25 protein-coding genes, 2 tRNA genes and 1 other RNA gene are annotated in these 23,837 nt (G+C 72.5%); 11 read left to right on the top strand and 17 right to left on the bottom strand.

Features of this window, described 5'->3' with window-relative positions:
• Positions 1-62: 62 nt before the first annotated feature.
• The gene (locus ACH4RC_RS34565) at positions 63-275 is read left to right on the top strand and encodes a hypothetical protein (RefSeq protein WP_398207895.1); all 213 of its coding nucleotides are present in this window, start codon (positions 63-65) and stop codon (positions 273-275) included.
• 48 nt (positions 276-323) lie between these two features.
• On the opposite strand, the gene ACH4RC_RS34560 is transcribed toward ACH4RC_RS34565, so the two are convergent.
• The 9 genes from ACH4RC_RS34560 to ACH4RC_RS34520 form a co-directional block, all read right to left on the bottom strand.
• Positions 324-1,097, bottom strand: coding sequence for a hypothetical protein (locus ACH4RC_RS34560; RefSeq protein ID WP_398207894.1), 774 nt, complete (start codon positions 1,095-1,097; stop codon positions 324-326).
• A 105-nt stretch (positions 1,098-1,202) separates the two neighbouring features.
• On the bottom strand, positions 1,203-2,126 hold the full coding sequence (locus ACH4RC_RS34555) for an RNA polymerase sigma factor SigF (RefSeq protein ID WP_398207893.1): 924 nt from the start codon (positions 2,124-2,126) through the stop codon (positions 1,203-1,205).
• 246 nt (positions 2,127-2,372) lie between these two features.
• Positions 2,373-3,191, bottom strand: coding sequence for an RNA polymerase sigma factor SigF (locus ACH4RC_RS34550; protein ID WP_398207891.1), 819 nt, complete (start codon positions 3,189-3,191; stop codon positions 2,373-2,375).
• Between the two features lie 220 nt (positions 3,192-3,411).
• On the bottom strand, positions 3,412-3,705 hold the full coding sequence (locus tag ACH4RC_RS34545; protein ID WP_398207890.1) for a Dabb family protein: 294 nt from the start codon (positions 3,703-3,705) through the stop codon (positions 3,412-3,414).
• Between the two features lie 45 nt (positions 3,706-3,750).
• Positions 3,751-3,939 (bottom strand): hypothetical protein, encoded by a 189-nt coding sequence (locus tag ACH4RC_RS34540; protein ID WP_398207888.1) that lies wholly within the window; start codon positions 3,937-3,939, stop codon positions 3,751-3,753.
• 143 nt (positions 3,940-4,082) lie between these two features.
• A tRNA-Ser gene (locus ACH4RC_RS34535) sits at positions 4,083-4,167 on the bottom strand.
• A gap of 10 nt (positions 4,168-4,177) precedes the next feature.
• Complete coding sequence (gene tadA / locus ACH4RC_RS34530) at positions 4,178-4,636, bottom strand: tRNA adenosine(34) deaminase TadA (RefSeq protein ID WP_398207955.1); 459 nt, start codon at positions 4,634-4,636, stop codon at positions 4,178-4,180.
• A gap of 130 nt (positions 4,637-4,766) precedes the next feature.
• Positions 4,767-5,327: a hypothetical protein gene (locus ACH4RC_RS34525; RefSeq protein ID WP_398207887.1), complete on the bottom strand. Its 561-nt coding sequence runs from the start codon at positions 5,325-5,327 to the stop codon at positions 4,767-4,769.
• A 223-nt stretch (positions 5,328-5,550) separates the two neighbouring features.
• Positions 5,551-5,757, bottom strand: a complete 207-nt coding sequence (locus ACH4RC_RS34520; RefSeq protein WP_398207886.1) for a hypothetical protein — start codon at positions 5,755-5,757, stop codon at positions 5,551-5,553.
• Between the two features lie 112 nt (positions 5,758-5,869).
• Here ACH4RC_RS34520 and upp point away from each other — a divergent pair, with 112 nt between their 5' ends.
• On the top strand, positions 5,870-6,505 hold the full coding sequence (upp, locus tag ACH4RC_RS34515) for a uracil phosphoribosyltransferase (RefSeq protein ID WP_398207884.1): 636 nt from the start codon (positions 5,870-5,872) through the stop codon (positions 6,503-6,505).
• Positions 6,506-6,612: 107 nt separating this feature from the next.
• Here upp and ACH4RC_RS34510 read toward each other — a convergent pair whose 3' ends face one another.
• From ACH4RC_RS34510 to ACH4RC_RS34495, 4 genes are all read right to left on the bottom strand, one after another.
• On the bottom strand, positions 6,613-7,266 hold the full coding sequence (locus ACH4RC_RS34510) for a LytR C-terminal domain-containing protein (protein WP_398207883.1): 654 nt from the start codon (positions 7,264-7,266) through the stop codon (positions 6,613-6,615).
• A 160-nt stretch (positions 7,267-7,426) separates the two neighbouring features.
• A complete protein-coding gene (locus ACH4RC_RS34505) occupies positions 7,427-7,723 on the bottom strand; it encodes a type II toxin-antitoxin system VapB family antitoxin (RefSeq protein WP_003955420.1) in 297 nt (98 codons plus the stop codon).
• A 277-nt stretch (positions 7,724-8,000) separates the two neighbouring features.
• Complete coding sequence (locus tag ACH4RC_RS34500) at positions 8,001-8,159, bottom strand: hypothetical protein (protein ID WP_398207882.1); 159 nt, start codon at positions 8,157-8,159, stop codon at positions 8,001-8,003.
• 129 nt (positions 8,160-8,288) lie between these two features.
• A complete protein-coding gene (locus ACH4RC_RS34495) occupies positions 8,289-8,687 on the bottom strand; it encodes a hypothetical protein (protein ID WP_398207880.1) in 399 nt (132 codons plus the stop codon).
• Between the two features lie 203 nt (positions 8,688-8,890).
• Here ACH4RC_RS34495 and ACH4RC_RS34490 point away from each other — a divergent pair, with 203 nt between their 5' ends.
• Positions 8,891-11,542: a GNAT family N-acetyltransferase gene (locus ACH4RC_RS34490; protein WP_398207879.1), complete on the top strand. Its 2,652-nt coding sequence runs from the start codon at positions 8,891-8,893 to the stop codon at positions 11,540-11,542.
• 13 nt (positions 11,543-11,555) lie between these two features.
• Here ACH4RC_RS34490 and ACH4RC_RS34485 read toward each other — a convergent pair whose 3' ends face one another.
• Complete coding sequence (locus ACH4RC_RS34485) at positions 11,556-12,308, bottom strand: sulfite exporter TauE/SafE family protein (protein WP_398207953.1); 753 nt, start codon at positions 12,306-12,308, stop codon at positions 11,556-11,558.
• Positions 12,309-12,512: 204 nt separating this feature from the next.
• Here ACH4RC_RS34485 and ACH4RC_RS34480 point away from each other — a divergent pair, with 204 nt between their 5' ends.
• Genes ACH4RC_RS34480 through ACH4RC_RS34470 form a run of 3 tightly spaced genes read left to right on the top strand, consistent with a single transcriptional unit; the run spans position 12,513 to position 15,767 of the window.
• Positions 12,513-13,439, top strand: a complete 927-nt coding sequence (locus ACH4RC_RS34480; protein ID WP_398207877.1) for a LysR family transcriptional regulator — start codon at positions 12,513-12,515, stop codon at positions 13,437-13,439.
• 42 nt (positions 13,440-13,481) lie between these two features.
• Entirely contained in the window at positions 13,482-13,808 is a 327-nt protein-coding gene (locus ACH4RC_RS34475) for a cupin (protein ID WP_398207875.1), read from the top strand.
• A 57-nt stretch (positions 13,809-13,865) separates the two neighbouring features.
• Positions 13,866-15,767: a propionyl-CoA synthetase gene (locus ACH4RC_RS34470; RefSeq protein WP_398207874.1), complete on the top strand. Its 1,902-nt coding sequence runs from the start codon at positions 13,866-13,868 to the stop codon at positions 15,765-15,767.
• On the opposite strand, the gene ACH4RC_RS34465 is transcribed toward ACH4RC_RS34470, so the two are convergent.
• Complete coding sequence (locus ACH4RC_RS34465) at positions 15,750-16,436, bottom strand: sensor domain-containing protein (RefSeq protein ID WP_398207873.1); 687 nt, start codon at positions 16,434-16,436, stop codon at positions 15,750-15,752. The genes ACH4RC_RS34470 and ACH4RC_RS34465 overlap by 18 nt on opposite strands.
• 138 nt (positions 16,437-16,574) lie before the next feature.
• Between ACH4RC_RS34465 and ACH4RC_RS34460 the strand changes: the two genes are divergently transcribed.
• On the top strand, positions 16,575-16,781 hold the full coding sequence (locus ACH4RC_RS34460) for a hypothetical protein (protein WP_398207872.1): 207 nt from the start codon (positions 16,575-16,577) through the stop codon (positions 16,779-16,781).
• 25 nt (positions 16,782-16,806) lie between these two features.
• Here the strand turns inward: ACH4RC_RS34460 and ACH4RC_RS34455 are convergent, their stop codons facing one another.
• Together ACH4RC_RS34455 and ACH4RC_RS34450 are read right to left on the bottom strand one after the other, a co-directional pair.
• Positions 16,807-17,022, bottom strand: a complete 216-nt coding sequence (locus ACH4RC_RS34455) for a DUF6243 family protein (protein WP_398207870.1) — start codon at positions 17,020-17,022, stop codon at positions 16,807-16,809.
• A 281-nt stretch (positions 17,023-17,303) separates the two neighbouring features.
• A tRNA-Ser gene (locus ACH4RC_RS34450) sits at positions 17,304-17,391 on the bottom strand.
• 95 nt (positions 17,392-17,486) lie between these two features.
• Here ACH4RC_RS34450 and ffs point away from each other — a divergent pair.
• The 4 genes from ffs (at position 17,487) to ACH4RC_RS34430 (ending at position 23,560) form a co-directional block, all read left to right on the top strand.
• Positions 17,487-17,583: signal recognition particle sRNA small type (gene ffs / locus ACH4RC_RS34445), an RNA gene on the top strand.
• A 75-nt stretch (positions 17,584-17,658) separates the two neighbouring features.
• Positions 17,659-19,929: a DNA polymerase III subunit gamma and tau gene (locus ACH4RC_RS34440; protein ID WP_398207868.1), complete on the top strand. Its 2,271-nt coding sequence runs from the start codon at positions 17,659-17,661 to the stop codon at positions 19,927-19,929.
• 120 nt (positions 19,930-20,049) lie between these two features.
• Complete coding sequence (purD, locus tag ACH4RC_RS34435; protein ID WP_398207866.1) at positions 20,050-21,309, top strand: phosphoribosylamine--glycine ligase; 1,260 nt, start codon at positions 20,050-20,052, stop codon at positions 21,307-21,309.
• Between the two features lie 460 nt (positions 21,310-21,769).
• Complete coding sequence (locus tag ACH4RC_RS34430) at positions 21,770-23,560, top strand: hypothetical protein (protein ID WP_398207864.1); 1,791 nt, start codon at positions 21,770-21,772, stop codon at positions 23,558-23,560.
• The last annotated feature ends 277 nt before the right edge of the window (positions 23,561-23,837 follow it).

Here is a 23,837-nt window from a genome sequence, read left to right as displayed (position 1 = left end):
GCTCACGTGGGTCATCGGCGGGCTGTGGCGCCCGTCGCGCCGATTCGCTAGGGTCCTGGCCCATGGCAAACAACCCCCAGGGCCCGAACCCCGAAGGCAACTACGACCCCGCGGGCAGCACCCAGATGTTCCGCGCCTTCGTCGACGAGGGCGGCACCCCCACCGTGCGCGCGCAGGCGGCCCCGGTGAAGTCCGGTCCCGGCGCCGGTCTGATCATCGGCATCGTCGTCGCGGTCGTCGTGATCGCGGCGGTGGCGTGGCTGGCGCTGAAGTAACGCTCACCCTCTTGGCCCCGGTCGACTTCCTACCTTCCGGCCGACCTCTTATTCCCAGTCGACGGAGACGTCGCGGGTCTCGATGTGCATCCCCAGCGGGACCCGCCAGGACTCCACACACACGGTCCACGTCTTCTTCTTCTCCTCCCCGGCGCCGATGGGCACGGGGAGTTTTTCCGTGGACTCGACCGTCGCCCAGTCGACCCCGAGCGAGCCGATGATGTGCGTCCTGAACGTCACCGTGCCCGCACGCACCGCGCTGCCACCGGAGTTGCGCAGCGCGAGCGTCACCTTCTGGCACCAGCGCTTGTCGGCGCCCTGCAGGACGGGCTCGCCGACCTTGAGCGCGGCGGGCCCCGCGGTGGCCGGCGCGGAGGGGGTGCCCGGGGCCGAGGTTCCGGGTGGGGCGGGTGTTCTCGTGCCTTGTGCAGAGCCGGCGCCAGTACCGGAGCCGGCACCAGATCCGGAGCCGGTTCCGGCGCCTGTACGGGTGCCGCTGCCGGCGCCGCCTCGGCCGGTGCCCCGGGCGGTGTCCGGCCCCGGGGCCGAGCCGCGGTCCCGGCCCGCTGATCCGTCGCCGGACGCCCTGGACCCCGTAGCCCCGCCTTCGGCCGAGGCGGACTCCTCCGTGTCCGGTGAGTCCGGTGACCCGGTGGGCGGCTGCCGGGGCGGCTCGGTCCCGTCCGGGTCCAGCGGTACGAGCCGGACCTCACCGCTGGGCGCGGTGCCCGGCGACTGCTTGCCGCCGGCCGTGCCCACGGCGACGTAACCGTCGGGTCCGGCGCCCCCGCCGAAGGCGGCGACAGCGCCGAGACAGGCCACGGCGGCGCATCCGGCACCTACTGCGGCCCCACGACGCCCTCGCATCCACGTCCGCACCATCGCGCCAGTGTGTCTGACGACCCGTCAATTGGGAAGGGTGCGGCGTCAGTCCGCGATCAGGCCGTCACGCAGCTGTGCCAGGGTCCGTGTGAGCAGCCGGGAGACGTGCATCTGCGAGATGCCGACCTCCTCGCCGATCTGCGACTGCGTCATGTTCGCGAAGAACCGCAGCATGATGATCCGGCGCTCGCGCGGCGGCAGCTTGGCGAGGAGCGGCTTGAGCGACTCCCGGTACTCGACGCCCTCGAGCGCCGTGTCCTCGTAGCCGAGCCGGTCCGCGAGGGAGCCCTCGCCGCCGTCGTCCTCGGGGGCCGGGGAGTCGAGGGAGGACGCCGTGTACGCGTTCCCCACCGCCAGGCCGTCGACCACGTCCTCCTCCGAGACGCCGAGCACCGCGGCGAGTTCGGGGACGGTGGGCGAGCGGTCCAGCTTCTGCGCGAGCTCGTCGGACGCCTTGGTGAGCGCGAGCCGCAGCTCCTGGAGGCGCCGGGGCACCCGCACCGACCAGGACGTGTCCCGGAAGAAGCGCTTGATCTCGCCGACGACGGTCGGCATGGCGAAGGTCGGGAACTCGACGCCACGCTCGCAGTCGAACCGGTCGATCGCCTTGATCAGGCCGATCGTGCCGACCTGGACGATGTCCTCCATCGGCTCGTTGCGGCTGCGGAAGCGGGCCGCCGCGTACCGCACGAGCGGCAGGTTCAGCTCGATGAGGGTGTCGCGGACGTAGGCCCGCTCGGGGCTGTGCTCGTCGAGCGCGGCCAGGCGCAGGAACAGGGAGCGGGACAGGGTCCGGGTGTCGATGGATGCCGATGACACCGAGGACACGGCCTGCTCCGGCGCCTCCGTCACCTCCGCCGCCTCTGCGGGAGGGGAGTCGATCGGCGCGGTGGTCGTGGACGCACTCGCGTCATCGGACACACCGGGCGGGAGCGTGAGCACCTTCGAGCTGCCCTGGTCTGCGGACATGCCACCCCCTTGAGGTCGCGGACGGTCGCGGCGGACGCTCCCGTCAGGTAAGAGCGCAGCCTCCACCTGAATACCGGACGTGGAGCCGCGCCAAACGCCGTTCCAGCAGAATGTCACATGTCGGCAACACGCTGTAGTGACATGTCGACATGGAAGGGACGAATCGCCGCAGGAGGCAGGGGGTGTGGCCAAAGTGGACGGGGTTTCTGTCGGAAAAACCCCGCTCGGTGGGTCTACCCGTTCCAGCTACGCGTCGATCCTGTTTGCGGATCGAAGTCGCGCGAAGCTGCGGGCGAGGAGCCTTGACACATGCATCTGGGAGACACCCAGTTCGGCGCTGATCTGCGACTGGGTCAGGTTGTTGTAGTAGCGCAGGAGCAGGATCCGCTGCTCGCGCTCGGGGAGCTGGACCAGGAGGTGCCGGACGAGGTCGCGGTGTTCGACGCCGTCGAGTTCGGGGTCCTCGTAGCCGAGCCGGTCGAGGAGTCCGGGCATGCCGTCGCCCTCCTGCGCGGCCTCCAGGGACGTCGCGTGGTACGAGCGCCCGGCCTCGATGCAGGCGAGCACCTCGTCCTCGGGGATGCGAAGCCGCTCGGCGATCTCACCGGTGGTGGGGGAGCGGCCGAAGGCGGTGGTCAGGTCCTCGCTCGCGGCGTTCACCTGGACCCACAGCTCGTGCAGGCGGCGCGGCACGTGCACGGTCCGTACGTTGTCGCGGAAGTACCGCTTGATCTCGCCGACCACGGTCGGCATGGCGAAGGTCGGGAACTGCACGCCGCGCTCCGGGTCGAACCGGTCGATGGCGTTGATGAGCCCGATCGTGCCGACCTGGACGACGTCCTCCATCGGTTCGTTCCGGCTGCGGAAGCGGGCCGCCGCGTACCGCACGAGCGGCAGGTTGGCCTCGATGAGCGCGCCGCGCACCCGGGAGTGCTCGGGGCTGCCCGGCGGGAGGTTCTTGAGCTGTGCGAAGAGGACCTGTGTGAGGGCCCGTGTGTCGGCACCGCGCGTGGACTTCGCGGGCGGTGCCTGAGGCGCAGTACTGGCCGGCACGGTCAACCCCACCTCTGTTTCGTCAGCTGTATCTGTCAGCTGTGTGCGTCAGCTCATCCGTCAACTCATTGATCAAAAGCGGTCATAGCATCACAACACATGAGCACTGTGTGCAAGCACCTTATAACTACGTGTTGCAGGGCAAGTTGAGACGGTTCCGGATGAGGACGTGAAAAAGCCCCCCGCTGTCGCAGCGGAGGGCCGTTTGGCCGTACAGGCCGGCTCTGTGGGCTCAGAACTCGTAGTCGGCGATCACCCACGTGGCGAACTCGCGCCACAGGGCCACGCCCGCCTGGTGCGCGGGGTGTTCGAGGTACCGCTTCAGGGCGTCGGTGTCCTCGACCGCCGAGTTGATCGCGAAGTCGTACGCGATGGGGCGGTCGGTGATGTTCCAGTCGCACTCCCAGAACGTCAGCTCGGGGATCTGAGCGCCGAGCGCGCGGAAGGCTTCGACGCCCTCGACGACGCGCGGTTCGTCACGGCTCACACCGTCGTCGAGCTTGAACAGGACCAGGTGGCGGATCACGGCTGTGCTCTCCCTGAGGGACCTGAAGGGGCCGGGCTGCTTCGCCTACTTGCCGCCGTTGGCGACCCAGGTCATGAAGTCGCCGACGGACTGCGCGGCGGTCGAGACGCCCTCGAACCCTATCTGGACGTAGTCGGCGGCCTTGGCGGGGTCGGTGATGACCACGTAGAGCACGAAGACGACCACGACGAACAGACCTATCTTCTTCGGCTGCACTACGTTCGGCCTCCCCATGCCCGCGCCCTGTTGCCGGGCGCGAGTCTATCTCGGTCACTTGTTCACACCGAGGAACACGAGAACCAACATCCACAGAACCTGTGCAGGACATGCAGAACGCCCCTCTTCCTCGGAAACCCGTGGAAGAGGGGCGTTGTCAGCGGTAGCGGAGGGATTTGAACCCTCGGTGAGTTTCCCCACACTCGCTTTCGAGGCGAGCTCCTTCGGCCGCTCGGACACGCTACCGAGAGGAACTCTAGCCCAAGGTGGGGCCAGGTCTGAAATCCGTTTCGCGGAAGAAGCGCGTGAGGGGTTCGGCGCACTCCCGGGCGAGGACCTCGGCCACGACTTCGGGGCGGTGGTTGAGGCGCCGGTCGCGGATCACGTCCCACAGCGAACCGGCCGCCCCGGCCTTCTCGTCGCGGGCTCCGTAGACGACGCGGTCGAGCCGGGACTGGACGATGGCGCCCGCGCACATGGTGCACGGTTCGAGGGTGACGACGAGCGTGCAGCCGGTCAGCCGCCACTCGCCGAGCACCCGCGCCGCCCGCCGGATCGCGAGGACTTCGGCGTGGGCGGTGGGGTCACCGGTCAGCTCGCGCTCGTTGTGCGCGGTGGCCAGCACGGTCGTCCCGTCCGGGGCCAGCAGCACGGCGCCGACCGGTACGTCACCGGCCGCCGCGGCGAGCCCGGCCTCGGCCAGGGCCTGCCGCATCACCGGCCGCCAGGGGTCTCGTACGGGATCGAACTCGGGAGACTCGGAGGACTTGAGGGGCTCAGGGGACTCAGGGGAGTCAGGGGGTGTCACGGGCAGGAATGTAACCCCGGCCGGCGGCCCCCTCCGCTCAGCGCACCGTCTCGAGCACCTCCGCCGCCCCGAGCACGTCCGCGATCTCGCTGAGCGCGTCCGTCCCGTCGAGGGCGAGCAGCTCCTTCTCGGGGAAGCCCAGGTCGGCGAGGATCTCGGTGTCGCCGAGCGGTCCGGCGGGCACGACCTCGTCGCCCGCGCCACCGCTCGCCTCGTCCCCGTCCTCGCCGTCGGCCGCCCTGGACTCGCCGTCCTCCGTGCCGTCCAGGTCGAGGGCGTCCAGATCGTCGTCGGCGGCGTCCGGATCCTTGCCCAGCAGCTCATCGGTGAGCAGGATCTCGCCATAGCTGCTGCGGGCGGCGGCCGCCGCGTCCGAGATGAAGATGCGAGGGTCGTCCTCGCCGTCCACCCGGACGACGCCGAACCACGCGTCCTCCTGTTCGATGAAGACGAGGACGGTGTCGTCCTCGGCGTCGGCCGCTGCCAACGCCTCGCGGGCCAGATCGGACAGGTCCGACAAGGTCTCCACGTCGTCGAGCTCTGTGTCGCTCGCTTCCCACCCGTCTTCGGTGCGCGCGAGCAGTGCGGCGAAGTACACCGTGACTCTCCCACTGGTCTCAGGTGCCGGTCGGGGATCCCCCCGGCGGAGCTTGGAGGCGGGGAGTGCAGTTCAAGCCCCGCCCACTCGGAATCGTGGCAGAAAGTCGGGCTCCAAGAGAGGTCTTCCGCGCGCTGTGTTGGCGTCGCACCCCGATCGGGAGTGTCCGGTGTGAGGCCGGTCACCTGTACGTCACCTGTGTGTCACCGGCGAAACGCGGGCGTCACCAGCGAAACGTGCGCATCCGCATCTGGCGGCGCATCCGTGCGGCCCGCGCGCGTCGCGGCTGGACCCGGGCGCGCAGCTCGCGCGCCTCGGTCAGTTCGCGCAGGAACACGGCGCGCCTGCGCCTGCGTTCGGCGTCCGACTCCGCGGGCCCCCCGGGCGCCGCCCGCACCTCGGGCCGCCCCTGCCGCTCCTCGTCGGGCATCGCCGCACCACCACCCCAGTCCCTCGCGTTCCCTCCACTTTCCCCCGGTCACCGCTGTTGATGCCACCGCGCGGGGGAGCCCCGGTCCTGGGCCCCGGTTACTGTTGAGGACATGCGGATCCACGTCGTCGACCACCCGCTGGTGGCGCACAAACTCACCACGCTGCGCGACAAGCGCACCGATTCCCCGACCTTCCGGCGCCTCGCCGACGAGCTGGTCACCCTGCTCGCGTACGAGGCGACCCGGGACGTGCGCACCGAGCAGGTCGACATCGACACCCCCGTCGCGCGGACGACCGGTGTCAAGCTGTCGCACCCGCGCCCCCTGGTGGTGCCGATCCTGCGCGCCGGTCTCGGCATGCTGGACGGCATGGTCCGGCTGCTGCCGACCGCCGAGGTCGGCTTCCTCGGCATGGTGCGCGACGAGGAGACGCTGCAGGCCTCCACGTACGCCACCCGGATGCCGGACGACCTGTCCGGCCGTCAGGTCTACGTCCTGGACCCGATGCTCGCCACGGGCGGCACGCTCGTCGCGGCGATCCAGGAGCTCATCAAGCGCGGCGCGGACGACGTCACCGCCGTGGTGCTGCTCGCCGCGCCGGAGGGTGTCGAGATCATGGAGCGGGAGCTGGCGGGGACGCCGGTGACCGTGGTGACCGCGTCGGTCGACGAGCGGCTCAACGAGAACGGGTACATCGTGCCGGGTCTCGGCGACGCGGGCGACCGTATGTACGGGGCCGCTGAATAGCGGGCCCCGTCCCGTACAGACCAGAAAGCCGCGGACGCGTCCGGCCCATGACCGGGCCGATGCGTCCGCGGCTTTTTCGTGGTCGCCCGCGCTGTTCCCGCGCCCCTCTACGAGCAGGCCGGTGATGACGACGGTGCGGGTTTCGGGGCGTTCAGGGCCGCCAGGGCCCTGTCCGCCGCCGGCTTCGTCGCGAGGGACTTGAAAGCGGTGCCGATGATCAGGTCGACCTCGGTGGGCTTGGCGCGGGTGTCGGTCTTCTGCTCGGCGCCGGTCAGCTGCGTGCCGAGCACCGGGAGCGCCGCGTCGGTCGCCGCCTCGGCGCCGAGCAGCAGTCCGACGCCCTTGACCTTCTTGTCGTACTCCTTCGTCGCGTTGCCCACGTCGCCGATGGAGAAGCCGCGCTTCTTCAGCTCGTCGGCGGTCTTCTTCGCCAGGCCGCCGCGCGCCGTGGCGTTCAGGACGTTCACCTTGATCTGCTTCGGGGCGGGCGGCTTCCTGCCCGCGGACGCGGTGGACGAGGCGGAGGCTTCCGGCCGTTTCGTGCAGTCGGCGGGGGCGGCGCCCGCGGCCTTGGCCGTGCCGCCGCCGGTGAAGACGTCGACCAGTTGGAGCGATCCCCAGCCGATCAGACCGAGCACGGCGACGGACGCGACGACGGCGAGCACGATCCTGCCGCGCGGGCGACCGCGGCGCATCCGGGGGTACTTGTCCCCCGTGATGCGGTACTTACCGCCCATGCCGGGGGGAGTGAGCATGCTCATGAGCGCAGCGTAATGCCGTGCGGCGGTGATGCCTATTAAATGATCACCGCTCGGGGGGCAGGGCAACCCAAAAGGGCCAATGTGCGCCCGGTCACTGGACAGCCGGGGCGCGTCGGCCCGGTTCTCGGCCTGGCTCTCAGCCCGGTTCTCAGCCCGGTTCTCAGCCCAGTTCGAGGACGCGGGCGTGCAGCACCTGGCGCTGCTGGAGCGCGGCGCGCACCGCGCGGTGCAGGCCGTCCTCCAGATAGAGGTCGCCCTGCCACTTCACGACGTGTGCGAAGAGGTCGCCGTAGAACGTGGAGTCCTCGGCGAGCAGCGTTTCGAGGTCGAGCTGGCCCTTGGTCGTCACCAGCTGATCGAGGCGGACCGGGCGCGGCGCGACATCCGCCCACTGCCGGGTGCTTTCCCGGCCGTGGTCGGGGTACGGCCGGCCGTTTCCGATGCGCTTGAAGATCACACGGAAAGCCTACCGGGCCGGGCTCGCCGGGCGCAGCCATGGAGACGCAGGACGAGTCTGGTAGATACCCGCAGTAAACGGTGTGAACCGGGAGGGCGGCCGCCCGGGACAGGGCCGGAATCAGGCGCCGCGGGCGCTGTCGCCGTGCGGGCCGCAGTCTCCGGCGCCCGGGGCCGGAGGGCAAGGGCTCGTCCGGGGGAGCGGTGAGCGCGGCGTTGACGGGTGGAGGTGGGAGGGGCTTCTCCCCTGTGGTCGTCCCGCCTCCCCCGCCGTTCCTTCAGCGGTCGTTCTGGTCGTGCGGAGCGGCTTGCGCGCGGCGCGGGCTCGCCGGGGGCGGGGCGGTCCTCTCCCGCGGCGGCACCTTTCGGGCGCGGTTGTCGCGGGTCGCTTCCGCGCGTACGAGGGCGCGCAGCAGCGCGTACGGGTCCTTGGGCATGCGGGGGTGTCCTTCCGTGTCCTGCGGAGGTCGTGCGGTGCGTGCGGTGCGTTCGGTGCGGGGCGGCCGGGGCCGGTGACCCTTCTGGACGGGCCGGTGACCCTTCTGGACGGCCGGGGCCGGTGACCGTCAGCAGCGCAGGACGACGGTGCGCAGGGCGCGGTGGGACGGGGGCGTGAGGTGTTCGGCGGGGCCGGTGGCCAGGGACGCCGGCACGTACGGGCGCGGGCGCCGGTCCGCGGGGCGCCGCGTCGGGTGGCCGGTCGGGCGGCGCAGGGTCGCCTCGGGGGCGTCCTGGTGGAGTTCGCCGGGTTCGAGGGAGGACGCGGCGGCCGGGGGCGGGGCCGCGGTCTGCGCGGGCGTCGCGGCGAGCGGCGTGACCAGCGCGGCGAGCACGAGGACGAGCAGAGGGACGAGCAGAGGAGCAAGCAGAGGGACGAGCAGGCGTACGAAGAGCGGCGCGCCGGTTCCGGCCCGTTCCCGCCGGGGGCACGGGCCCGCGGTCGTCCCGGCGTTCGGGACGGACATGGCGGCGCTCATACGGGGTCTTGTCCCCCGGGTCCGGCCGTGACCTGCGTCGAAGCCGCCAGATCCGTCCTCATGGGCTAAGCGCGGCGCGCCGCTTTGACGGCGGCCCGGAATTGGCCGGTCCTCATCGGTCCACTTCTCCGACTCCAGTGCGAATTAGGTTAGGGTCCCCTAACGAATCGTGGAGAGCGAGTGGAGGACGCGTGACCGTGACCGTCATCGGCGCAACGGGCGTGGCGGACTTCGAGGTCTTCCGGGACGCGTGGGGAATCCCGCACCTGCGGGCGGAGGACGCCTCGTCGCTCGCGTACGCGCAGGGATACGTGACCGCCGTCGACCGTGCCTGGCAGCTGGAGACCGAGCGGCACCGGCTGCTCGGCACCTCCGCCCGGCCGCTCGGCCCCGACGCCCGCGCCTGGGACGTGTTCGCGCGCCAGGCCCGGCTCGCCGACACCGCGCGGCGCTGCTACGACGCCCTGGAAGGGGACACGCGCGCGTGGGTCGGCGCCTACGTCGACGGCGTCAACCACGGGCTGCGCGAACGCGGCGCCGACGCACCGGAGTTCGCGCGCGCCGGTGTCGCGCCCGGCCACTGGGAGCCGTGGACCCCGCTCGGGGTGTGGCTGTCGACGCACGTACTGTTCGCCGGGTTCCCCGCCAAGCTGTGGCGGGACGAGGTCGTGCGGCGGCTCGGCGCGGACACCGTCGCCCTGTTCGCCACCGACGGGCCCGCCACCTCTGGGAGCAACGGCTGGCTCGTCGACGCGGCCCGCGCCACCGGCGGCGGCGCGCTGATCGCCGGGGACCCGCACCGGTTCATCGAGGACCCGGGCGTCTACCAGCAGATCCGGCTCGCCTGCCCCGAGTTCGACGTGGTCGGCCTCGCCGTCCCCGGCGTCCCCGGTATCGGCCACTTCGGGCACGCCGGTCCGGTCGCCTGGGCGATCACCAACGCCATGGCCGACTACCAGGACCTCTACCGCGAGCGGCTGCGGCGCACGGCGGACGGCGGCGTGGAGGCGTACGGCCCCGACGGCTGGCAGGCCGCTCACGCGCACACGGAGGACGGCGTCGAGGTCGTCGAGACCGAGCGCGGGGTCGTCGTCATCGGCGGCCCCGACCATGACGGTGGCGAGGGCATCAGCCTGCGCCAGCCCGCGCGCGTCTACGAGGACCTCGGGTTCTCCGCGCTTCCCGGCCTGCTCCGCGCCCGCACCGTCGCCGACGTCGACCGCGCCTTCGACCGCTGGGCCGAGCCGGTCAACGTCGTCCTCGCCGCCGACACCGGGGGCGGCCTGCTGCACCGCGTCGCGGGCACCGTCCCCGTACGCGATCCGGAGAACATGCTGCGCGTGGTGCCCGCCTGGGAGGAGCGGTACGCGTGGCAAGGGCGGCACGAGCCCCTGCCGCGCGCCGGGGTCGAGGGTGTCGCCGTCATGGCCAACGAGCGCTCGCTCGCCGCCCCCCTCGGCGTCGAGTTCGCCCCGCCCCACCGTGCACGGCGCATCCGCGAACTGCTCGACGAGCGGGCGTCCTGGCAGGCCGAGGACATGAGCCGCGTGCACACCGACACGGAACTGGCCTCCTGCAAGCCCCTCCTTGAGCTGGTGGCGCGGCTCGACAACCTCTCCCCGGCGGCGGCCGGCCTGCGCGAGCGCCTGCTCAACTGGGACCGCCGGATGGTGGCGGGCAGTGTGCGGGCGGCCGCCTACGCGCGCGTGCGCTCGCGCGTGGTGCGGCGTCTCGCCGAGCACGAACGGTTCGCGCCCCTCGCCGGCCTCACCCCCGCCTGTCCGGAGGTGTTCCGGCCCTGGCTGGCGCTCGTGCCGCGGATCGCCTTCGCCCTGGAACACCTGCTGGCCGACGACCTGCTCCCCTACGAGGACCGCCTCGCGGCCGTCCGCGAAGCGGTCGAGGAAGGAGCGGACGACCCCGACACCACCTGGGGCGAACTCCACCGGCTCGCGCCCTGGCAGGCGCTGCCCGACCCGGACACCGTATGGCCGGCCCTCGACGGCGATCACGACTGCGTCCTGTCGACGTCGAGCGTGCCCGGCCTGACCGACCTCAGCGCGCGCGGGCCCGCCGCCCGCTACGTGTGGGACCTCGCACGGCGCGACGACAGCCGCTGGATCGTGCCGCTCGGCGCGTCCGGGGTCTCCGGCTCCGCACACCACCGGGACCAGCTGCCGCTGTGGCTGCGCGGCGAACTGGCGCCCGTCGTCACCGATTTCGACCGCCTGATCGAGGAGCCGCGCCCCGTGACCGGAGCCCTGCCCGCGACGGGCGTCGCGTACGAGGAGACCGTCGAGGGGCTCGGCACGTTCCGGATCACGCGCCTCGACCCGGCCGGCGCCGACATCGACGTACTGCACGCCTGGGTGAGCGAGGAGCGGGCCCGGTTCTGGGGCATGACGGGCCTCGGCCGGGAGGACGTACGCGAGATCTACGCGCACCTCGACTCCCTCACCACGCACCACGCCTGGCTCGTCCGGCTCGACGGCACACCCGTCGCGCTGTTCCAGACGTACGAGCCCGAGGCCGACCGGGTCAGCGAGTGCTACGAGGCGCGCGACGGCGACCTCGGCGTGCATCTGCTGGTCGGCCCGGCCGGGAAGGAAGGCGCCGTGCACGGGTTCACCGAGGCGCTGGCGCGCGTGTTCATCTCGTACGGGCTCGACGGCCTGGGCCGCAAGCGGCTCGTGGTGGAGCCGGACGCGCGCAACGACAAGGCGATCGCGCTGCTGCGGCGCGCGGGCTTCGAGTTCAGCGGGGAGATCGTGCTTCCGGAGATCGACCTGCCGGACGTGAAGCTGGCGGAGAAGCGAGCCCGGCTGGGGTTCTACAGCCGCTAGCCCAAAGGCGCGTTCATGGGCGCGCGATCAGGAGCACCGAGGCCGTCACGCCGACCGTGACGATGACCGCGCGCATCGCGGCCGGCGGCAGCCGGCGGCCGAGCCGGGCGCCGAGCAGGCCGCCCGCCGTGGACCCGGCGGCGATCAGCGCGGCCACCGTCCAGTCGATGTCGGCGGCGATGACGAAGACGACCGCGGCGACGCCGTTGACCAGCGAGGCGAGGACGTTCTTGGCGGCGTTCAGACGCTGCAGGTCGTCGCGGAGCACGGCGCCGAACATGCCCATGAGCAGAACGCCCTGGGCCGCGCCGAAGTAACCGCCGTAGACGCCGGTGCCGAGGACGCCGAGCCACATCGGGACACCGCCGTCGGCGCGGGCGTCTTCCTGCCGCCGGTTCCTCATCCAGCGGTTCAGGCGCGGCTGGAGCAGGACGAGGACGCAGGCGGTCAGGATCAGCACGGGCACGATGGCGCGGAACGCGGCGTCCGGGAGGCGCAGCAGGAGCAGCGCGCCCACGAGCCCGCCGAGCAGGGAGGCGGCGCCGAACCGCACGAGACGGCGGCGCTGGCCGCGCAGTTCGCGCCGGTAGCCGTAGGCGGCGCTGAGCACGCCCGGCACGAGCCCGACGTTGTTGGAGACGTTGGCGAGGACCGCCGGGTACCCGAAGGCGAGCAGCGTGGGAAAGGTGATCAGGGTCCCGGACCCCACGACGGCGTTCATACCCCCCGCGGCGATCCCCGCTCCGCCGATGGCCACGGCCTCCATGACGTCCACGAGCCCTCCGGCACTGTTCGACGGCCCGCGACGGGACGCACCCGGCGGGGGTACGGGTCGGCACCCGACGGAAGTTCGCGAACTCCGCGACGGGTTGCCGCCCTTGGATCGACCCGGAATCGATCGTGCTCCGGCCGCCACCCCAAGTCAATCCTCGGGTCGTCTTGCACACCCCCAAGCGATACCTTGGCTGCCATGACCCTCGACGACCTCCGCGTCTTCGTCGCCGTCTGCCGTGCGGGCAGTCTCAGCGCCGTCGCCCGCGAGCTGTCCTGCACGCAGTCCGCGGTCAGCCAGCACGTCAAACGGCTGGAGAAGGAGGTCGGCACCGGCCTCGTCGAGCGGCACGCGCGCGGGGTCGTGCCCACCCCCGCGGGCCGCATCCTGCGCGCCGCCGCGGCGGACGGCCTTGGCGCCCTCGACCAGGCGCTGCGCCGCCTCGACGACTTGTCGCGCGGCGAGAGCGGCTCGGTGCGGGTGGCGACCGGCGCCACGTCCGTACGTCACTTCATGGCGGCGGCGATCGTCGCGTTCCGCCGCACGCACCCGCAGGTCAGCCTGGAGTTCCAGACGGTCAGCTCCAGCCGCAGCTGCTTCGAGGCGCTCGCCGCGCACGACCTCGACCTGGCCTGGATCACCATGGGCCCGCCGGAGCGCGGCGTCGAACTGCGTCCCGTCGTGGAGCTGCCCTGGGTCCTGGCGGTGAGCGAGGACGACCCCCTGGCGGCGAAGGCGACGGCCACCCCCGAGGACCTGGGCGCCTCCGCCCAGCTGATCCTCCCGCCCGCGCACGCGACGTCCCGCGCCCACCTCGACAGCCACTTCACCGACCTCGGCCTCGGCAAGGGCCCCGCCTCCGGCACCGGGATCGCCGACTGGGACACCGCGGTCCACCTGGCCGAACTGGGCCTGGGCCACGCCCTGGTCCCCGACCTCCCGGGCCTGCGCACCCCGCCCCACACGCCCCTGACCCTGCTCCCGGTCCCCTCCCTCCCCCCGCTCCGGGTCGGCTGGGCGGTCCGCCGCTGGTCCGCGCTCTCCCCGCCGGCCAGGGCGTTCGCGGACACGGTGGACGAGAACTGCCCGGGACGCCGCCCGGTGCGGCCTGAACCGATCGGCTGACGCCACGTCGCGCTCCGCGCCCGCCCGGTCCACGCTGGGCCCATGACGACGACGTACGACCTTCCCGCCCTGGCCGACGAGCACCTGGCCGCCGCCCACCGCGACGCGCACGGCCGCAGCGCCGAAGTGCTCGTCCGCGAGGACCCCCTGCGCCAGAGCGTCATCGCGCTGACCGAGGGCAGCGCCCTGGAGGAGCACAACACCCCGCAGGCCGCCACCCTCCTCGTCCTGCGCGGCCGCGTCCGCCTGACCGCGGTCTCCGGCGACGCGGAACTCGCCCAGAACGAACTCCGCGCCATCCCGCAGGAACGCCACGGGCTGCTCGCACTGACGGACGCGGTGGTGCTGTTGACCGCGGTGATGGCCTGACCGGATCGTGTTCCCGTCTCTCCAGGCGCTGAACGAAACTGGACGAAGGGCGGGCCGATGACGTCGTACGAGGAAGTCTTCCGCGCGAGTACGCAGGACCCCGAGAGGTTCTGGCTGGCCGCCGCCGGGGCGATCGACTGGGACGTGGCGCCCGCGCGGGCGCTGGACGCGGGGCGGGCGCCGTTTGGCCGGTGGTTCCCGGACGGACGCCTGAACGTCTGCCACAACGCCCTCGACCGGCACGTGGCCGCGGGGCGCGGGGAGCAGGCCGCGCTGATCCACGACTCGCCGGTGACGGGCACGCGACGCACGTACACCTACGCCGAACTGACGGCCGACGTCGCCACGTTCGCCGGGGCGCTCGTCCGGCTCGGGGTCGGGCACGGCGACCGCGTCGTCCTCTACATGCCGATGGTGCCGGAGGCGGTCGTCGCGATGCTGGCGTGCGCGCGGATCGGGGCGGTGCACTCCGTGGTGTTCGGCGGGTTCGCGGCGCCCGAACTGGCCGTGCGCATCGACGACGCGGCGCCGAAGGTCGTCGTCTCGGCGTCCTGCGGGATCGAGGGGTCCCGCGTGGTCCCGTACAAGCCGCTCCTGGACCGGGCGGTGGAGCTGGCGACCCACAAGCCCGAGGCGTGCGTGATCCTGCAACGCCCGCAGGCGGAAGCCGACCTGGGCCCGCGGGACATCGACTGGCGGGAGGCGATGCGCGCGGCGGCCGACAGCCCGGCGGAGCCCGTGCCCGTCGCGGCCACCGACCCGCTCTACATCCTCTACACCTCCGGAACCACCGGAAAGCCGAAGGGTGTCGTGCGCGACTGCGGCGGCTACGCGGTCGCGCTGCGCTGGTCCATGAAGGCCGTGTACGACGTCGGGCCGGGCGAGGTGATGTTCACCGCGTCGGACGTGGGCTGGGTCGTCGGCCACTCCTACATCGTCTACGGCCCGCTCCTCGCGGGCGCGACGACCGTGCTGTACGAGGGAAAGCCGGTCGGGACGCCGGACGCGGGCCAGTTCTGGCGGGTCGCCGAGGCGTACGGGGTGAAAGCGCTGTTCACGGCGCCGACCGCGTTCCGGGCGATCAAGAAGGTGGACCCGGAGGGAGAGCTCGCTCGGCGCTACGACCTCGGCCGCCTCACCCACCTCTTCCTCGCCGGGGAGCGCCTCGACCCGGAGACGTACCACTGGGCGAGCGACCTGCTGCGCATCCCGGTCGTCGACCACTGGTGGCAGACCGAGACCGGCTGGCCGATCGTCGCCAACCCGGTGGGCATCGAGGCGGCGCCCGTGAAACCGGGCTCGGCCACGTACCCGCTCCCCGGCTGGGACGTACGGGTCCTGGACGCGTCCGGCAAGGAGGCGCCGACGGGCGAGGACGGAGCGATCGTGGTGAAACTCCCGATGCCGCCGGGCTCGCTGCCCACCCTCTGGAACGACGACGAGCGTTTCGTCGCCTCCTACCTCTCCGCGTACGACGGGTACTACCTGACCGGAGACGGCGGCCACATCGACAAGGACGGCTACGTCTTCGTCATGGGCCGCACCGACGACGTCATCAACGTCGCGGGCCACCGCCTGTCCACCGGCGCCATGGAGGAGGTCCTGGCCGCCCACCCCGCGGTCGCCGAGTGCGCGGTGATCGGCGTGGCGGACGCGCTGAAGGGGCAGGTGCCGAGGGGCCTCGTGGTCCTGAAGGCGGGCGCGGAGGCGGACCCGGGCGCCGTGGAGGCGGAGCTGATCGCGCTCGTACGGGACCGGATCGGCGCCGTCGCCTCGCTCAGGGAGGTCACGGTGGTCGCCGCGCTGCCGAAGACGAGGTCCGGGAAGATCCTGCGCAGGACCATGCGGGGCATCGCGGACGGACTCGACGAACCGGTGCCGTCGACGGTCGACGACGCGACCGTCCTTGACGCGCTGCGCCCGGTACTCACGCGGAACCGCTCAGCGGGACAGCAGTGAGCGGATCGCGACGCGGTCGACGTTGGTGAGCCCGCGCACGAGCAGCGGCGTCAGGAACACGAGGACGAACCCGATCGCCGAGACGCCGGCGACCTGCGCGGGCGACTCGATGTAGTAGGCGTGGTGCGCGCCCGCGTCGGTCGTGAAGTCGTAGACGCGGTACCCGGGCCAGTCCAGGTAGCGGTGGAACACCCAGGAGTACGTCGGGAACAGCGCGACGGCCCACCCGGTGACCAGAAACGTCACGGACACGACGAACGACAGCACCCGCCACGGGAACATCACCGTGTGGAACAGCAGCGCCTTCCACCCGGCGGCGTCCGTGAGCCTGCCGCGCAGACCGGGCGCGGGGTCGCTCCGCGGGCCGGGGACGTCGAGGGCGAGGAGGGCGCGGGCCCGGTTCCGTTCGGCGGTGCCGAGCCCACGGGCCCCGGCCAGCGCCCCCGCGAGCACGGGCAGCCCGACCCAGACGACCAGGGTGCTCATCCCGAGGGCGACCATCGTCACGGAGAAGACGAACCCCGCGATCGCCACGGGCAACGAGGTCAGCGTGTGCCCGATCTCGCGGTACGTGGAACGGGCGAAGGGGGCACGCCAGAAAGCGGCGGGGGCTTGCCGCGGCGCGGGATGCGTCGTGGAGGTCGTCGTCAGGGTCGTCGTCGAGGTCATGGGTACAGCGTCCCGTCCGGGAAGGGGCGGGGACATGGGGGGACTTGGGGTTTTGGAGGTGGGGTTAACCCCCGGGGGCCGCGGGCCCGGGGGTGCAGTCGGCAGCCCGTGAGCGAAGGGCCAGCGGACCAGCGGCAATTGAAGAGCGAATCCGAACCGTGGCCCAGCACAGTGCTCCCCAGGCCGCACGGCGTCCGTCTCTCCCCGGGGCTGACGGTCAACGGCATCGAGGAGGGCGACGCGGACGCCCTCCTCGTCCACGCCGACCCGTCATCGCCCCACTACCGGCAGATCCGCTTCCCCGCTCCCGCGATGGAAGGGCTACGGGCCGGCGCCAGCACCTGATCCGTAGCCCCGCGGCAGTGATACGTCAGCTCTGTGCGGTGTCGTCGCCCGCCTGCCCGGTGCCCTCGGCCGAGCCTGTCTTCTCGCGCATCTTGCGCACCAGCTCCGCCTTCTGGTCGGCCGCACGCCGGCGGTCGAGGTTGCGGTACGGACCGTTGTTCCGCAGTTCGGCGCGGGACTGCTTCTTGCGCTGGCCGCCGCCCTGGCCCACGGGATTGTTGATGTTCTTGCTGTCGGTCATGGGTTCTCCCGGCGGTGATGTGAAGTGATCCACCGATTATCGGTGGGTGCGGGCGGCGACGTCGAAGAACGCTGGCAGGGGCCCGCCACCGTGCTCCTGACCCGCTGCATGCGTGTGAAAGGCGACCATGCTCCGCAAGGTCGCCCAGCAAGTCGGAGAGTGCTCCGGATGCTGCCCGGCACCGAGGAACAAGTCGGCTGAGACAAGAATTGAGACGGACAACGGCGAAGGGCCCCACCGCGAACAGTGGGGCCCTTCGACGTTAGTGCCCGGTGAGGCACTGGCGGAGGATACGAGATTCGAACTCGTGAGGGGTTGCCCCCAACACGCTTTCCAAGCGTGCGCCCTAGGCCACTAGGCGAATCCTCCGCGGCAAACAATACAAGACGTTTGAGGGTGCTCGCGAACCCGTTCCTCTGGCCCGGAGGGAACTCGTTCCAAGGCCCCGGAGCATGTACTCTGGGCGCAGCCCCTCACGTGGCGCTATCTGACTGAACTCCCCCAGGGCCGGAAGGCAGCAAGGGTAGGTTGGCTCTGGCGGGTGCGTGGGGGGCGTCTGCGTTCCCGGCGCATGTGTTCTCAGGGGCCGGGCCGGGGCGGGGCCGGTTGTCAGTGGGCGCCTATAACCTCGTAGATGTGTCGTCTCTCGCGCTGTACCGCCGTTATCGCCCGGAGTCGTTCGCCGAGGTCATCGGGCAGGAACATGTAACCGACCCGTTGCAGCAGGCGCTGCGGAACAACCGGGTCAATCACGCGTACCTGTTCAGTGGTCCGCGCGGCTGCGGCAAGACGACCAGTGCGCGCATCCTGGCCCGCTGCCTGAACTGCGAGCAGGGCCCTACGCCCACCCCGTGCGGCGAGTGCCAGTCCTGTCAGGACCTCGCGCGCAACGGGCCGGGTTCGATCGACGTCATCGAGATCGACGCCGCTTCGCACGGTGGTGTGGACGACGCCCGTGACCTGCGCGAGAAGGCATTCTTCGGGCCGGCCTCCAGTCGTTACAAGATCTACATCATCGACGAGGCCCACATGGTCACGTCGGCGGGTTTCAACGCCCTGCTCAAGGTCGTCGAGGAGCCGCCCGAGCACCTCAAGTTCATCTTCGCGACCACCGAGCCCGAGAAGGTCATCGGGACGATCCGGTCGCGTACGCACCACTATCCGTTCCGGCTCGTGCCGCCGGGGACGCTCCGCGAGTACCTGGGCGAGGTCTGTGGCAAGGAGGACAGCCGCGTCGAGGAGGGCGTGCTGCCGCTCGTTGTGCGCGCCGGGGCCGGGTCCGTGCGTGACTCGATGTCCGTGATGGACCAGTTGCTCGCCGGTGCTGGTGAGGACGGTGTGACGTACGCCATGGCGACGTCCCTGCTGGGTTACACGGACGGCTCGCTGCTCGACTCCGTCGTCGAGGCCTTCGCCACCGGGGACGGGGCCGCCGCCTTCGAGGTCGTGGACCATGTCATCGAGGGCGGCAACGATCCGCGTCGGTTCGTCACCGATCTGCTCGAGCGGTTGCGGGACCTCGTCATCCTCGCCGCCGTTCCGGACGCCGCCGAGAAGGGGCTCATCGACGCCCCCGCCGATGTGGTCGAGCGGATGCAGGCGCAGGCCTCCACGTTCGGCGCCGCCGAGCTCAGCCGCGCCGCCGACCTGGTCAACGAGGGCCTGACCGAGATGCGCGGCGCCAACTCGCCGCGCCTCCAGCTCGAGCTGATCTGCGCGCGCGTGCTGCTGCCCGCCGCGTACGACGACGCCCGTTCCGTGATGGCCCGCCTCGACCGCATCGAGCGCGGCGGCGTCTTCACACCGGGTGGGCAGGGGCCCGGCCCCGCCATGGCGTACGTTCCCGGGCCGGACGCGCACGCTCCCGTCGCTCCGGGCGGTGGGCCCGCCGCGGCCCGCGCCGCCGTACGCGGCACCGCTCCGGAGACCCCGGCTCAGGCCGCGGCTCAGGCCCCGGCCCCGGCTCAGGCCCCAATGCAGGCCCCGGTGCAGGCTCCCGTCGCAGCTCAGCCGTCGTCCCCGGCTCCGGCCCCAGCTCCGGCTCCGGCCCCCGCTCCCGCCCCGGAACCCGCCCCCGCCGCCCCCGGCGCCTGGCCCACCGCCGCCCCGGCGGGCGGAGGAGGCGGCGCCCGCCGGCCCGGCGGCTGGCCCACGGCCGCGTCCACCGGGTCCGCCCAGCCGCCCGCCCCCGCGACAGCCGCGCCGCAGCAGCACGCCCCGGCCCAGCCCGCCGCACCCGCGCAGGCAGCCCCGGCCGGCGGCCTGGACCCCCGTACCCTCTGGCCGAACATCCTGGAGGCGGTGAAGAACAAGCGCCGCTTCACCTGGATCCTGCTGAGCCAGAACGCGCAGGTCACAGGGTTCGACGGGACCACACTCCAGCTCGGCTTCGTCAACGCCGGCGCTCGGGACAACTTCGTGAGCAGCGGCAGCGAGGACGTCCTGCGCGCCGCCCTGACCGAACAGTTCAGCGTGAACTGGAAGGTCGAAGCGGTCGTCGACAGTGCCGGAGGCCCTCCGGCACCCCCCGCCTCCGGCGGCGGTTACGGGAACAGCGGCGGCTACGGCAACGGCGGTGGCTACGGCAACCCCGGAGGCGGAGGCGGAGGCGGGAGCTACGGGGGCGGCTACCCCCAGCCCCAGCCCCAGCCCCCGACCCAGGCCGCCGCCCCCGCCCCGGCCGCGTCCCCCACCCCGCCGACAGCGACCTCCGCACCTTCCCCGGCCCCGGCTCGGTCCGCCCCCGCACCGGCCCCGGCGCCCGCCCCGGCCCGCCCGCCGGTCTCGGTCGAGGACGACATCCCGGAGGACGACGACCCGGACCTGGACGAGAACGCGTTGTCCGGCCACGAGCTGATCGTCCGCGAACTCGGTGCGACGGTGGTCGAGGAATTCACCAACGAGTAGCCCTGACGCCTCTCGTGCCCCGTCCCCGCCGTGCTCCTGTAGGAACCCACAAGCTCCACTCCGTCTCACCCTAGGAAGCCCGTACAGGACCACCCCACCCGTACGGATAGGCTGACCGGCGTGAAGGTCCTCGTCATCGGCGGCGGCGCCCGCGAACACGCCCTGTGCCGCTCTCTGTCCCTCGACCCCGCCGTCTCCGCCCTGCACTGCGCCCCTGGCAACGCAGGCATCGCCGAGGTCGCCGAACTGTGCCCCGTCGACGCGCTCGACGGCGCAGCGGTCGCGAGCCTCGCCCAGGAGCTGGAGGCCGAGCTCGTCGTCGTGGGGCCCGAGGCCCCCCTGGTCGCGGGCGTCGCCGACGCCGTCCGGGCGGTCGGCATCCCGGTCTTCGGCCCGTCCGCCGAGGCCGCGCGGCTGGAGGGCTCGAAGGCGTTCGCGAAGGACGTCATGGCGGGCGCCGGTGTGCCGACGGCCCGGTCCTACGTCTGCACGAACCCGGCCGAGGTCGACGAGGCGCTCGACGCGTTCGGCGCCCCGTACGTCGTGAAGGACGACGGGCTCGCCGCCGGCAAGGGCGTCGTCGTCACGGACGACATCGAGCAGGCCCGCGCCCACGCGAACGCCTGCGAGCGCGTCGTCATCGAGGAGTTCCTCGACGGGCCCGAGGTCTCGCTCTTCGCGATCACCGACGGCACGACGGTCGTTCCGCTCCAGCCCGCGCAGGACTTCAAGCGCGCGCTCGACAACGACGAGGGTCCCAACACGGGCGGTATGGGCGCCTATTCGCCGCTTCCGTGGGCCGACCCGAAGCTGGTGCGGGAGGTGCTGGACACCGTCCTGCAGCCGACGGTCGACGAGATGCGCAAGCGCGGCACCACCTTCTCCGGGCTGCTCTACGCCGGTCTCGCCATCACGAGCCGCGGCGTGCGCGTGATCGAGTTCAACGCCCGCTTCGGCGACCCCGAGACGCAGGTCGTGCTCGCCCGGCTGCGGACCCCGCTGGCCGGTGTCCTGCTGGCCGCCGCGAACGGCACGCTGGCCGACCTGGAGCCGCTGCGGTGGAGCGACGACGCGGCCGTCACGGTCGTCATCGCCTCGCACAACTATCCGGACACTCCGCGCACCGGTGACCCGATCACCGGCCTAGACGCGGTGGCCGCGCAGGACGCCCCGCACGCGTACGTCCTGCACGCCGGGACGAAGAAGGACGGCGAGGACGGGCCGGTGCTGAGCGCCGGTGGCCGGGTCCTGTCGGTCACCGCGACGGGCGGCGACCTCGCGCAGGCCCGCGAGCGCGCGTACACCGCGGTGGGCCGCATCGGCCTCGACGGGTCGCAGCACCGTACGGACATCGCCGCGAAGGCCGCCTCGGAGAGCTGACCGCGGCTCCGGCCCCTCGGATCCGGCCTGAACGGCCTGGCTTGAACGACCCGGTCCGAACACGGCCGACCACGATCGACCGGAGTCGGCCTCTTCGCATATGACCGAAGACGTTTCTTGGCGTCGGGTGGGTGTCACCCTCTCCCGCCCGGCCCCCTGATGTCAGCCACCTTTGCCCAAAGCCATTCCATCGAGTGACCGATGGCCCATCCTGCTGACGGTGGCCCGAGCCCCAACTAGGGTGCGGCGCACGGCGTTCAGACACCCCGCGAAGTGCACCCTTACGCGTCGGGAACGGTCCGGTGAACGGACAGATCCGGACGGACCACCGGCATTGCGATGTCGGTGGCGGGTGCCACAGTGGGGGAGTGAGCAACGCCACCAACGTCCCGCCACGGGCCTCGGTCCGCAGGCGGGCAAGGAGCACAGGCAGCAGGGGGTGACATCGATCGTGTCCGGTATGGGTGCGGAAGCGGGTGCGCAGGCAGCGCGCTCCCGGGCCGTCGCCGTGCTGCGCATCCGCGGCAGGGCCACCGCCCTCGCGCTGCTGCCCGCGGCCGCGTCGGTGATCCTGCTCGTGGGCGGCGCCACCAGCCATCTGACGGGCGGTGGCTGGGATGCCGCGCGCCTCGCGGTGACCGTCCTCGCGGTGCTCGTGCTCCTCGTCGCGGCGGCCGTGGCGCTGGTCGTGGCGCGGGCCAGGCCCGCCCTCAGCCCGACCGTCCCGATCGCCGAGGAGACCGCCCCCGACCTGTACCGCCTGGTGCGGGACCTGGCCGACCGGCTCGACGTCCCGGCGCCCTCGGCCATAGCGCTCACCCCGGACTGCGACAGCTGGCTGGAGGACCGCACCCATCCGGCCCACGGCCCGCCCAAACCGGCCGCACCGGCCACGGAAGCCGCCCGAGCGGGGCGCGAAGCCCAGGACGCCGGGCACGGCGGCGCGAAGGCCCCGACCGCGCCCGTCCTCGTCATCGGCTCCCCCTTCCTCTGGTGGATGCGCGTCGCCGAGCTGCGCGCCGTCCTCGCCCCGGTCGTCGCCGGTACGGGCCCGTCGGCACACCCCGACATAGCGGCGGCCCGGCGCTTCGTGCGCGGTCTCGACGCGGCCGTCGCGGTCGCCACCACACCCGGCCGCGGCCCCGTCGCCCGGCTCGTGCTCGGCGGCGTCGGCCGGATCGCCCGCCTGATGCTGCGGGGCTGCCGGGTGCACGCCGCCGAGATGGAGCGCGGGGTCGCCGCCGCCGGCGCCGAGCGCGCACAGGCTGTGGACTACGGGCTGCGGATCGTCGCGCAGGAGCAGGTCGGACTCGCGTACGCGGGCTGGGACCGGCTGCTCACCCGGGTCGCGCTGCCCGCCTGGCGCATGGGCCGCTGGCCCTCCCGGCTCGACGTGGGCGTGGTCGCCGCCCTCACCGAGCTGTCCCGGCGCGACCGCCTCGCGGAGGGGTTCGCCTCCCGCCTCGGCGAGCGCCCCGCCTGTGACCTCCTCGAGGAGCCCGGCACCGTGGACGAGGCCGCCTCCCTGCTCGCCGCCCGCCTCTTCCACGGCGGCCCCGCCGAGCCGGGCCCGGACTGGGCGCCGGTGAACTGGCAGGAGTACCCGGACGAGGTCGTGGACCGCACCTGGCGTGCCGACGCCGCCCGGCTGCACCGCGTCCTGGACACGCTGGGCGTGCGCAGCACCCGGACCGATGCGTCGAGCGCCCCCGAGGGCCCGACCCTGGCGCGCGTCCTCGACCACTTGACGGCGGAGCCCGGGGCCCGCCCGGTGAACGGGGACCTGCCTGGGGACGCGGCCCCGGAGACGTACACCGACGCCGAACTGGAAGCACTGCTCGCCCCGGCCCCCCGCCCCGAGGCCGACTCCCTCTCGGCGGGGCTCAGCGCCGAGCTGGCCCGCGAGGAGACCTCGCGCCCCGAGGCGTCCGCGCCGACGAGCAAGAGCCCGGACGACGCGCTCTGGGACGAGGGCGCACTGCCGCTGTTTCCGCTCCAACCGCCGCGCGTCGGGCGGGAGTTGCTCGCTGATCATGTCACGGCTATGGTCTGCTGCGCGGCGGTGGACACGGCCGGTGCGGTCCCGGGTCTCGACTGGCTCGACGGCCCCGCGCTGCTCGTCGACGGGGAGCGCGCGGGCGACCTCGCGCCCCGTGTCCTGAGCCTGGTGGAGGACGGCGATCCGGAGCCGCTGAAGGGCTGGCTGGCGCGGCTCGGCATCCGCCCGGAGAAGCCCGTCCGCCTCGTCTGACCTCCACAGCGGCGCAGGTTCGACCCCGGCTCCGGCCGGGGATCAGGCGCCCCGCCCTACCCGGAGGCAAACGTTCCACTCTCGTCAATTCACGACGAACGGTGACGTTGTGCGTGCGTAATGTGATGTGCTGGAGACCGGTCGCGGAACAACACCGCGCATCAGGGCTCGGGGGCGCGAGGGAGGGGAGCAGCCATGGGGCCGGACAGCGTGGGGCACCCGGAGGACGCGGCAGCGCACGGCGCCGCGCCGCCTCCCCGCACGCGCACGCGCCGCT

The organism is Streptomyces sp. NPDC016845, from assembly GCF_044332585.1.
Classification (GTDB): Bacteria; Actinomycetota; Actinomycetes; order Streptomycetales; family Streptomycetaceae; genus Streptomyces.
The sequence above is the reverse complement of the archived record's forward strand: the minus strand, read 5'-3'. Positions and strand labels throughout refer to the sequence as shown.

Excerpts from the sequence above, each read along its gene's own strand:
- ACH4RC_RS34565 (WP_398207895.1), top strand. The coding sequence starts at position 63 with ATGGCAAACAACCCCCAGGGCCCGAACCCCGAAGGCAACTACGACCCC.
- ACH4RC_RS34555 (WP_398207893.1), bottom strand. The coding sequence starts at position 2,126 with ATGTCCGCAGACCAGGGCAGCTCGAAGGTGCTCACGCTCCCGCCCGGT.
- ACH4RC_RS34540 (WP_398207888.1), bottom strand. The coding sequence starts at position 3,939 with ATGGGGAGGCCGAACGTAGTGCAGCCGAAGAAGATAGGTCTGTTCGTC.
- tadA (WP_398207955.1), bottom strand. The coding sequence starts at position 4,636 with ATGCGGCAGGCCCTGGCCGAGGCCGGGCTCGCCGCGGCGGCCGGTGAC.
- ACH4RC_RS34520 (WP_398207886.1), bottom strand. The coding sequence starts at position 5,757 with ATGCCCGACGAGGAGCGGCAGGGGCGGCCCGAGGTGCGGGCGGCGCCC.
- upp (WP_398207884.1), top strand. The coding sequence starts at position 5,870 with ATGCGGATCCACGTCGTCGACCACCCGCTGGTGGCGCACAAACTCACC.
- ACH4RC_RS34510 (WP_398207883.1), bottom strand. The coding sequence starts at position 7,266 with ATGAGCATGCTCACTCCCCCCGGCATGGGCGGTAAGTACCGCATCACG.
- ACH4RC_RS34500 (WP_398207882.1), bottom strand. The coding sequence starts at position 8,159 with ATGCCCAAGGACCCGTACGCGCTGCTGCGCGCCCTCGTACGCGCGGAA.
- ACH4RC_RS34495 (WP_398207880.1), bottom strand. The coding sequence starts at position 8,687 with ATGTCCGTCCCGAACGCCGGGACGACCGCGGGCCCGTGCCCCCGGCGG.
- ACH4RC_RS34485 (WP_398207953.1), bottom strand. The coding sequence starts at position 12,308 with ATGGAGGCCGTGGCCATCGGCGGAGCGGGGATCGCCGCGGGGGGTATG.
- ACH4RC_RS34480 (WP_398207877.1), top strand. The coding sequence starts at position 12,513 with ATGACCCTCGACGACCTCCGCGTCTTCGTCGCCGTCTGCCGTGCGGGC.
- ACH4RC_RS34475 (WP_398207875.1), top strand. The coding sequence starts at position 13,482 with ATGACGACGACGTACGACCTTCCCGCCCTGGCCGACGAGCACCTGGCC.
- ACH4RC_RS34470 (WP_398207874.1), top strand. The coding sequence starts at position 13,866 with ATGACGTCGTACGAGGAAGTCTTCCGCGCGAGTACGCAGGACCCCGAG.
- ACH4RC_RS34465 (WP_398207873.1), bottom strand. The coding sequence starts at position 16,436 with ATGACCTCGACGACGACCCTGACGACGACCTCCACGACGCATCCCGCG.
- ACH4RC_RS34455 (WP_398207870.1), bottom strand. The coding sequence starts at position 17,022 with ATGACCGACAGCAAGAACATCAACAATCCCGTGGGCCAGGGCGGCGGC.
- ACH4RC_RS34430 (WP_398207864.1), top strand. The coding sequence starts at position 21,770 with ATGGGTGCGGAAGCGGGTGCGCAGGCAGCGCGCTCCCGGGCCGTCGCC.